This window comes from Microcystis sp. M165S2, assembly GCF_020245885.1.
Classification (GTDB): Bacteria; Cyanobacteriota; Cyanobacteriia; order Cyanobacteriales; family Microcystaceae; genus Microcystis.
The window spans coordinates 1-9,752 of record NZ_JADBTZ010000318.1 but is presented as its reverse complement, the minus strand read 5'-3'; the positions used below and the strand labels follow the sequence as shown (position 1 = coordinate 9,752).

At 43.8% G+C, this 9,752-nt stretch carries 9 protein-coding genes and 1 pseudogene; 3 read left to right on the top strand and 7 right to left on the bottom strand.

Annotated features, from left to right (window positions below; translation table 11 throughout):
- Together IM479_RS15900 and IM479_RS15895 are read left to right on the top strand one after the other, a co-directional pair.
- A pseudogene (locus IM479_RS15900) lies at positions 1 to 150 on the top strand (RNA-guided endonuclease TnpB family protein); the annotation flags it as partial.
- Between the two features lie 146 nt (positions 151 to 296).
- Entirely contained in the window at positions 297 to 620 is a 324-nt protein-coding gene (locus IM479_RS15895; protein ID WP_286826118.1) for a 30S ribosomal protein PSRP-3, read from the top strand.
- Positions 621 to 978: 358 nt separating this feature from the next.
- On the opposite strand, the gene atpC is transcribed toward IM479_RS15895, so the two are convergent.
- Both atpC and atpD read right to left on the bottom strand, forming a co-directional pair.
- On the bottom strand, positions 979 to 1,395 hold the full coding sequence (gene atpC, locus IM479_RS15890) for an ATP synthase F1 subunit epsilon (protein ID WP_002760449.1): 417 nt from the start codon (positions 1,393 to 1,395) through the stop codon (positions 979 to 981).
- A gap of 74 nt (positions 1,396 to 1,469) precedes the next feature.
- Positions 1,470 to 2,918, bottom strand: coding sequence for a F0F1 ATP synthase subunit beta (gene atpD, locus IM479_RS15885; protein WP_287075583.1), 1,449 nt, complete (start codon positions 2,916 to 2,918; stop codon positions 1,470 to 1,472).
- 701 nt (positions 2,919 to 3,619) lie between these two features.
- On the opposite strand from atpD, the gene IM479_RS15880 reads away from it, so the two are divergent.
- A complete protein-coding gene (locus IM479_RS15880; RefSeq protein ID WP_002760440.1) occupies positions 3,620 to 3,760 on the top strand; it encodes a hypothetical protein in 141 nt (46 codons plus the stop codon).
- A 156-nt stretch (positions 3,761 to 3,916) separates the two neighbouring features.
- On the opposite strand, the gene recQ is transcribed toward IM479_RS15880, so the two are convergent.
- From recQ to der, 5 genes are all read right to left on the bottom strand, one after another.
- Entirely contained in the window at positions 3,917 to 6,028 is a 2,112-nt protein-coding gene (gene recQ / locus IM479_RS15875) for a DNA helicase RecQ (RefSeq protein WP_287687588.1), read from the bottom strand.
- A gap of 115 nt (positions 6,029 to 6,143) precedes the next feature.
- Positions 6,144 to 6,755: a DUF3318 domain-containing protein gene (locus IM479_RS15870; protein ID WP_287687586.1), complete on the bottom strand. Its 612-nt coding sequence runs from the start codon at positions 6,753 to 6,755 to the stop codon at positions 6,144 to 6,146.
- A gap of 216 nt (positions 6,756 to 6,971) precedes the next feature.
- Positions 6,972 to 7,190: an ATP-binding protein gene (locus tag IM479_RS15865; RefSeq protein WP_158199999.1), complete on the bottom strand. Its 219-nt coding sequence runs from the start codon at positions 7,188 to 7,190 to the stop codon at positions 6,972 to 6,974.
- Positions 7,180 to 8,055, bottom strand: a complete 876-nt coding sequence (locus IM479_RS15860) for an energy-coupling factor transporter transmembrane component T family protein (RefSeq protein WP_287687583.1) — start codon at positions 8,053 to 8,055, stop codon at positions 7,180 to 7,182. Before IM479_RS15860 ends, IM479_RS15865 begins: the two co-directional genes overlap by 11 nt.
- Positions 8,056 to 8,058: 3 nt before the next feature.
- Positions 8,059 to 9,417 carry a ribosome biogenesis GTPase Der gene (gene der, locus IM479_RS15855; RefSeq protein ID WP_286826112.1) on the bottom strand — a complete coding sequence of 453 codons (1,359 nt, stop codon included), beginning with the start codon at positions 9,415 to 9,417 and terminating at the stop codon, positions 8,059 to 8,061.
- Between the last annotated feature and the right edge of the window lie 335 nt (positions 9,418 to 9,752).

Here is a 9,752-nt window from a genome sequence, read left to right as displayed (position 1 = left end):
CATGACCGAGATATTAACGCTAGTAAAAACATTTTGGCCGCAGGACTTGCGGTGTCAGTCTGTAGAGCGACCATAAGACCAGAACAGAGTAAATCTGTTAAGGCAGGTGCGAAACCCCGCAAGGGAAAGAAGCAGAAACCCAAATCGTGAGGTTTGGGAATCACCGTCCGTTTTACGGCGGCGAGGATGTCAAAGCGGTTATTAGCGAAAAAATAGGAAAAAATAGTTAAAAACTGACTGCGGAAAATTGAGTCAAAAGATGATATAATGGAGAATTGTAGGATTAACGATTAACAATGACAGTCAGTTCCGAATCAAAGTTTATTTTAAAAGTATTGTGGTTAGATCAGAGCGTAGCGATCGCTGTAGATCAGGTGGTCGGCAAAGGAACTAGCCCCCTGACCGCTTATTTTTTCTGGCCGCGCAATGATGCTTGGCAGCAACTGCAAGAGGAGTTAGAAGCAAAACACTGGATTGATGAGTCCGATCGCGTTGATGTTCTCAACAAAGCCACAGAAGTAATTAATTTTTGGCAAGAGTTACGCAATCAAGGCCGACAAATCCCCATGGCCGATGCACAGTTAAAATTCCCCGAAGTTGTTTTTAGTGGTAGTAATTAATTTATAGCAGTTATCTTAATGGGGAGCGACAAAATCTCCAGTTTTAGGCAACGGAAAACAGGAAACGTTTTCAGTGATCACCGATCAGGAGGAGAACAGCGACTTCTCAATAAGTAGGGAGGCACAATTATTTGTAGGATGGGTTAGCGCACTTCGTAACATAATCGGGCGTTGGGTTTCATGCTTCAACCCAACCTACGTTCATCTTATATTTAATTCCACCCACCTACTTAACATCATTCACTGAAGCCTCAAATCTGATAACTGATAACTGATAACTGATAACTGATAACTGAAAAAGAATCGGGTAGGTTTATATAAACCCGCCCGATTTTGCTTTAATTTGATTTGGTTTGGTTTAAACCGAGACTAAACCGCCAGCGGCCTGGTATCTAGCGCGAGCTTTGCGCCATGATTGTTGCGCTTGGATAGTTTTGCGACGGTCATCCCCTTTACTGACTTCATCGAGACGGGTTTGGGCCTGTTCGTATTCGGCGCGAGCTTTTTCTTTATCGATTTTTGAGCCTAATTCCGCCCCATTAACGAGGACTTTGATCTCATTATTTTCGACTTCGGCAAAACCGCCCAAAACCGCGATATTTTCCCAGTCTTTCCCCGGTCGAATTCGCATTACGCCAATATTCAGGGCAGTTAATAAAGGAGCGTGACCGCTAAGAATACCTAATTGTCCCGTGGAACTGGGTAGGATTACTTCTTCGGCCACGTTATCCCAGACAATGCGATCGGGTGTAATAACCCGTACTGTAATGCTCATGGGTGATAATAACGATAATTTTGGCAGATTTCTGGGTTAAGTAACCGCGTTTAGCGGTTACTACTGACTTTTAATTAGCCTTTTTTGAGTTTTTCGCCTTTAGCGATCGCTTCATCGATATTGCCGACCATATAGAACGCTTGTTCGGGTAAGCTATCGAGTTCACCTTTGAGGATCATCTGGAAGCCTTTGATCGTATCAGCGAGGGTAACGTATTTACCCGGGGAACCGGTGAACACTTCGGCCACGAAGAAAGGTTGCGAGAGGAAACGCTCAATTTTGCGAGCGCGGTCAACGATGAGACGATCTTCTTCCGACAATTCGTCTAAACCGAGAATAGCGATGATGTCCTGTAACTCTTTATAGCGTTGCAGGGTAGATTGGACGGCGCGAGCGGTGCCGTAGTGTTCATCACCGACGATATCGGCCTGTAGCATGGTGCTGGTGGAACCGAGGGGATCTACTGCCGGATAGATACCTTTGGAAGCCAGACCACGGGATAGTACAGTTGTTCCGTCCAAGTGAGCGAAGGTAGTAGCGGGAGCGGGGTCAGTCAAGTCATCCGCGGGTACATAGACTGCTTGGATGGAAGTGATCGATCCTTCTTTGGTGGAGGTAATCCGCTCTTGCAGGTCGCCTACGTCAGTGCCGAGGGTGGGTTGGTATCCTACCGCAGAAGGCATCCGACCGAGGAGCGCCGATACTTCCGAACCAGCTTGCACGAAACGGAAGATATTATCAATAAATAAGAGTACGTCTTGCTTGTTGACATCGCGGAAGTATTCGGCCATGGTCAAAGCGGAGAGACCGACGCGCATTCTCGCTCCGGGGGGTTCGTTCATCTGACCGTAAACGAGGGCGATTTTCGATTCTTCGGGGTTATCAGCGTTGATTACCTTCGATTCGATCATCTCGTTGTAGAGGTCGTTTCCTTCGCGGGTTCTTTCACCCACACCGCCAAAAACCGAGACACCACCGTGTTGAATGGCGATATTGTTGATTAATTCCATCATAATGACGGTTTTGCCCACACCAGCACCCCCAAAGAGGCCGATTTTGCCCCCTTGACGGTAGGGGGTGAGCAGGTCAATCACCTTGATACCAGTTTCAAAAACCGTCGGTGTTACTTCAAGGTCAACTAATTTGGGAGCGGGACGGTGAATAGGAGAGGTTTCGATGACGTTAACCGGTCCTTTTTCGTCCACGGGTTCACCAAGAACGTTAAAAATCCGACCGAGGGTGCATTTACCCACGGGAACGCTAATCGCTGCGCCAGTATCGACGATATCCATACCGCGCACTAAACCATCGGTGGTACTCATGGCAACGGCGCGCACTTGGTTGTCACCGAGTAACTGTTGTACTTCACAAGTAACGGATAAATTTTGACCGGCGGAGTTGGTTCCTTTTACGGTTAAGGCATTATAAATACGGGGCAGGTTGCCACTGGGAAATTCGGCATCGATGACAGGACCGATGATCTGGACGATTTTACCAACGTTAGTTTCTGTTGTCGCTACCATTGTTTATGTCTACTCTGGGTTTTAGCTGATAACTCCCACAAGGGGAAAGTCTTAATTTTTTGTAAAATTAGCCAATACTCAGCTTATCACGCTAGGGGATCAGATCAGTTATCAGTCACCAGTGATCAGATTTGAGTTTTCCGTGGACAGTCTGATCGCTGATTCGGTATTAAATGGCAATTTTCTGCTTACTGGTTACTGATCACCGATAAAAATTAAGGCAGGCCTTAGCCTACCTTAAAACAAAGCGAGGTTGATCAACTTTGAGGATGCCGATGCAGTGGATGGAATTGGTCTATTACCATATATTGTCGATTATAGCAAGGGTTTTGCTGGTTGCATAGATTCAATTAACAAATAATCTTAAGCTTGACCATAGATTTTAGTCTATGTCTTGAGCCACAAGAACTATCTCCTGTCAAACTGGGTTTCAACCTGAACCTCAGTTCGGGATTAGTCAAAATTCTGAATGTTCTCCTAGCTGATAAACCCTATTCTTTCGTGGAACTGATGGCAAAATCTCTTTAACCGTAACTAACCTTCATTCGGTAAAGATTTTCCTCCTCTTGATCGCCTCGGATAATTGTGCTGTAAGATATATTCAGTTTAAATTGTTTAGGCTCGCAATCGTAGATGAGAATAAATTTCGGTAGCTTTTGCGGGAATAGATCAATAATCTCAGGAAATTATCGTTTAACTATATGAATTCTGCTAAAATTATCGCCATTATCACGGGAGCAATTTCGATTTTAATCGCCGTTGCCTATTTAATCCTAGTCCAGATTCTCGACTTTCGTAGCGAGATGATTCCCGCTCCCCTAGAAGTTATTTTTCCTGGATGATAAAAATCGGGGTTGAAACATTTTCAACCCCAGAAAAAGCAATTTTTGAGCCGATTAACCCACTGATTGTAATACTAAATCCGGTTATTAAAAACTGATTATTTATTGCCTATTGCCTGTAAAGTGGCGGGTTGCATCAAAAGAGTTCCTCTGCCCTTATTGCCGGGGTCGTCTTTGCCAAGCAACAACTAATTTAATTTCCTCATAACTATAATTATCTCCCAGATTTTCTTTGAGAGTTTTCAGGGATCGATCGCCCACTTTTTTGATCACTAAACGAATATATTCCTGTTTATTTTTAGAGACTAACTGATTAATATCAATTTCGTAACCCGCTTCCAGCAATTTAGCTAAATGTTCATAGATTGTTGAGACCTTTAAGCTTCTTTTGCGAGCGATTTCTTCCACAGTCAACCCATCTTGATAGTATTGGAGAGTGAGCAATTGAGTAGAGGGAAGACTATCCTGACAAAAATCATTAATTGCCGCTATAAATATATCCCCATACTGTTGTACTTTGCTTTGTACTACTCCAGAAATTTGACGAAACTCCCCTAAACTCCGGGGTTTTGATTGGGCCATCAAACGCAGACTAGAATCATGGAAAATAACGTAGGGAGGCACCCCTTGACTATCGGCAATTTTTTTCCGCAGTTGCCGCAAGCGATCGAATAATAAATCACTTTCCAGCGTATTGGGATTGTCGTCTCCCAAGATTTGACCGTTAGCTTTTTGGGGGACGGCAATAAATACGGAACGTTGTTTCCGCATCACTTCCCAACTGTGTTGATTAAGTTTCAAGATTCTAAAATCGTCTTCAGTTTCTACTAATAGATTTTGCTGGACAAGGGAACGACTTAAACGTTTCCACTCCTGCACAGTTTTATCTTTACCGATGCCATAAGTAGATAATAAATGATGTTGATATTGGATGATTCTTTCACCTTTTCCTCCCCTCAGTACGTTGATTATGTGCATCATACCGAATTTCTGTCCCGTCCGCGCCACACAGGATAAAAATTTTTGTGCTTCGATCGTCCAATCTTGGTTATTTGTACCATTCCGACAGTTATCACAGTTACCACAGTTACCCGCAAAACTTTCTCCAAAGTAACCTAGTACGCTCGATCTTCTACATTCAGTCCCTTCAGCATAATCTAACACCTGTCGCAATTGTTGACGAGCTTTCTGTTGTTGATTTTGCTCGGTTTTTTGGTTAATAAAATACTCAATTTTTCTGGCATCTGCAAAGCTAAAAAAGAGGGTACATTTAGCTGGTTCTCCGTCCCTACCCGCACGGCCAGATTCTTGATAATATCCCTCTAAATTGCGGGGTAAATCGTAATGAATGACAAAGCGCACATCGGGTTTATTAATCCCCATACCGAAGGCAATTGTTGCCACCATAATCTGCACATCATCCCGAATAAAACGGGTTTGATTTTTACTTCTTTCCCGATCCTCCATACCGGCGTGATAGGGTAGGGCATTAATACCATCTTTTTGTAACTGTTCTGCAACTTTATCGACGGTTTTGCGGCTGATACAGTAAACTATTCCTGCTCCTTTTTGTCCTTTAATATATTGATACAATTGCTGATAAGATTTACTGGTTTTAGGTTGAACTTCATAATAAAGATTAGGACGATTAAAACTAGCAATATGAATGGAAGTATCTCGCAATCCTAATTGTTGGATAATATCTTCTCTAACCTGTTGGGTAGCGGTGGCAGTTAAAGCCAGAATTGGCACGGAGGGAAAGCGTTGACGAACTTGTTTAATTTGTCGATATTCAGGGCGAAAATCATGACCCCAATCGGAGACACAGTGTGCCTCATCTACCGCTAAACAGGCTAAACCGAGGTAATTATCAATAACAGCTAAAAAATCTAAAAAACTAGGCGATAATAATCTTTCTGGAGCCACATATAACAGTTTAATTTTTCCTTGTAGGATTAAAGATTCTCTTTCTCTGACTTGTTTAGCGTTTAAAGTGCTATTGAGAAATGTTGCCCCGATGCCATTATCAGCTAAGGCAGTTACTTGATCCTGCATTAAAGCAATTAGAGGAGAAACCACCACCGTCACCCCTTTTTTGATTAAAGCAGGCAGCTGAAAACAGAGAGATTTACCGCCTCCGGTAGGCATAATTACTAATAAATCCTGATTATTTAAAGCAGCCTCAATTATTTGGCGTTGATTCGGTCGAAATTGATCGTAGCCAAAGTGATATTTTAAGGCTTTTTCTAAAGAGTCAATTGCAGCCATTGAGCAAGGGGAAAAATATTTTTATAGTAGTTATTTTAAGGTTAGGGATTTAAGTAATTAGTAGTCAGTAATCAGCGATCGGTAAAAAGAAAGCTGATAGCCAAAACAACTGACTTTAAGATTGTCTCACCTGATCGGGAACACCAACAAAGGAGAGATTGGCTAATTTTTTCAGATTTTGACAGCGCAATAACTCGTTAAAATTGAGACTCGATCGCCCCTCAATTTCAGCTATAGTCTCAATAGCCGATAATAAACCCTTAGCGGCCTCGGTTTCCGTGTAACCGCGTCTAACGGCCACTTTTAGGGCCGCTTCATCTGCCTCTAATTCCCGTTGGGGGCTGCGTTTTTCCCGCCAAATCCGGTTAATTGCCAAGGCAGTTAAACCCCCTGCTACTGCCATACCGACGGCATCGGTTTGCAGGGTTTCCACGGTTAAACCGATGATACCAGCTAGAGCAATTACTCGATCGAGATCGGGTTTAAACCATTTTACTGCCGTTAAAACAGAGACGGCCCGTAACAAGACTAGATCCCGTTGGGATCTTGATAATTGCCGCCAGAGGTCAAAATTAATTTGAATTGGTCTGACCCCTCTTTGCCAAGGCAGGGGAAAATTAGTTTCGATTACCTTGGTGCTTTCGGGTTTGCTGACAATGCGCGTCATCATCCGTCCCGAAGCAGGCATGAGGTCTAGTAAATGACTAATCTCGTTGTCTTGGTTCATCGATCGCCAGCCAATAGTCTTCGATCATTGAGTATAATCGCTTTCTGAGCTAATATCTCTTTTCCGACAATTTTCTCAAAGTTGAGTTTTGTTAAGATAGAAAAAACGCCGGGGTTTGCCGACGGAAGGGACAAGGGGAGCAAAAATCGCTTCTCCCTACTCTGCTATACCTTTTCCACAGGATTTAGTATTCAATTTTGCACGATTAATTATAAGCTAACTAGGAGAATTTTTATGCCAAGTAAAATAAAAACTTGCTCCTTCACCTGAGCGGGATTCTATCCAAATTCTCTCTCCTTGATTATCAAGAATTTTTTTGACAATTGATAGACCTATGTCTGTATTTTCGGTTTGATCTCGCTCAAAAATTTTTCCTTGATATTCGGGGGCGATACCCGGTCTATTAACTGATAACTGATAACTGCTATAAACCACCCCAAACTAATCGGGCTGCCCAAAAGGGAATTAACAAAAATAAAGCGATAAAATCAGCCCATCTTAACTGTAATTGGTGCCAGCGCACTTGATGCTGATTGGGACTGGTAAAACCGCGAACCTCCATAGCGATCGCTATTTGTTCGGCGCGCAAAAGCAAATTATCTAGTAATTTTTCCACTACTGTTAACCAGACGTTTAAACTTCTTTTAATCCCTAATTTTTGCCAATCGATCGCCCTAGTTCGCACTGCCCTAGCTAGATTTTGGACTTCTTCTAAAACCAGAGGAATAAAGCGCAAAGACAGGGTCAGAGTCAGAGAAATTTCCGTCACCGGCACATGAAATCGCCGTAAAGGACTCATTAAATTCTCTAAACCTTCGGTAATTTCTTCCGGGGCTGTCGTCAACAAAAAGAGATTAGTGCTATAAATTAAAGTAAAAACTAAGGTACTAATTCTCACTGCTAATTCCAAAGAACGTCGGGTAACAAATAAACGACCTCTATCCCATAAAACATACTGATAATCACTTGCTGGCGGTAAATTCAGCCCTTCATCGGGTAAACGCGGCTGAATACTCACCGCTAAACCATCGGGAGTGATAGCGGTAATCAGAAAGACGATAATCGCTAAAAATATCAGCCAGCCCATCTGTTGCCGCCAGACGCGGGGGGGAATAGGTGCCAGCAGGGTTAACAACATTAACAATCCCACCAAAGCTAAACGCCACCAAGCATTAGCTAATAAAGGTGCTGCTAAAAAAGCCATTAACCAGATAAATTTTACCCTGGCATCTAGTTGATGTAGTCGGGTAATCGGTTGATCGAGATAAAGACCGATGGGCAAACTTCGCAATAAATCCATAAATTAGACCTTGGTGGCTCTATTAACCGTTTTTTCCACTTCTCGCGCCGGTTTGCCGCGCCAGATTAAGCGGATCGGGGTTCCTTTAAAGCCTAACTGTTGCCGGAATTGCCCTTCGATGTAACGGCGATAGTTATCATTAAAGCGCTGGGGATCGTTAACAAAAAGGGCGATCGTGGGGGGGTGACTCGATACTTGCGTGCCATAGTATAGTTTCCCCTGTTTTCCGCCCCTGGTGGTGGGGGGATTGTGCCACTTCACCGCATCTTCGATCACATCGTTGATTACCGAGGTACTGACGCGACGACGGTGAGATTCGGCGGCAATATCGACTAATTCGAGGATTTTGGTGACTCTTTGCCCCGTCATGGCACTGACAAAGATCATTTCTGCCCAATCCATAAAATACAGCCGATCTTGGAGCATTTTGGTATAAGTATTGATAGTGTAGGTGTCTTTCTCCACCGCATCCCATTTATTGACTACTAGCACCACCGCGCGCCCTTCTTCAATGATTCGTCCTGCCAATTTTAAATCCTGTTCGGTGACACCATCTAGCACATCGATGACGAATAGTACCACATCAGACCGGCGAATTGCCTTAAAAGCACGGTTAATACTGAAAAATTCGGCTCCATAGTCCACATTCTTCTTACGGCGAATGCCAGCGGTGTCAATTAACCGATAAACCTGTCCTTCTCGTTCAATTAAAGTATCGATCGAGTCTCTGGTGGTTCCCGAAATCGGACTAACGATCGCCCGTTGTTGTCCGGTTAAAGCATTGAGGAGACTGGATTTACCCACGTTAGGACGACCGATAATTGCCACTTTAATTTCTTCATTTTCGGGAATTTCCGCCGCGGGTGGCAAATATTTAATCACCGCATCGAGTAGTTCTCCTGTACCAGAGCCGTGAATGGCCGAGATGGGGAAGGGTTCACCGATGGCTAATTCCCAGAATTCCGTCGCTTGCAGGATACCCTGTTCCACCGATTCACATTTATTGACGGCCAAAAGTATCGGTACATTTTGCTGTCGTAACCAAGCGGCAATTTCTCGATCGCCGGCGGTAATTCCCCCTTGCCCATCGACGACAAAAATCGCCACACTTGCCTCTGCTAGGGCGATTAAAGCCTGTTCGCGGATTAAAGGGAGAAATTCGCTGTCATCGTTAAAAACTAGCCCTCCTGTATCGACAATTTGAAAATCTCGATCGCACCAGAAAGCTGGTTGATAGGTGCGATCTCTGGTAATCCCGGGTTGATCGAAAACGATCGCCTGTTGATCTCCAGCGATACGATTGACGAGGGTGGATTTGCCCACATTGGGACGACCGATAATAGCGACGACAGGCAGTTTCATAAAGGGAGGAGAGGGCGAAAATTAAAGACCCAATATTCTATCATAGCGATTTGCGATCGAACTTGGTTGATTGATAGCGTTTCTCATAAGTGTGTAAACGTTTAGGCAGCAAATAGGCAGCCAAATGCCTGAAATCACCGACTAACAAGGTCTTTAGTCCCTTGTGCCAAGGCAATGGTCAATCCTAACCAACCTTATCGAAAATTTGGGTTAAAACCCCGTCCTTTTAGGACGGCTTTGTGTTAAACTGATTGGTAAGCGGAAAATCAGATGTGTAGTCGTGACACGCGAACTGACCGTTGGACAAAGGCTAGTGTCACCAACCCATTTCGGGT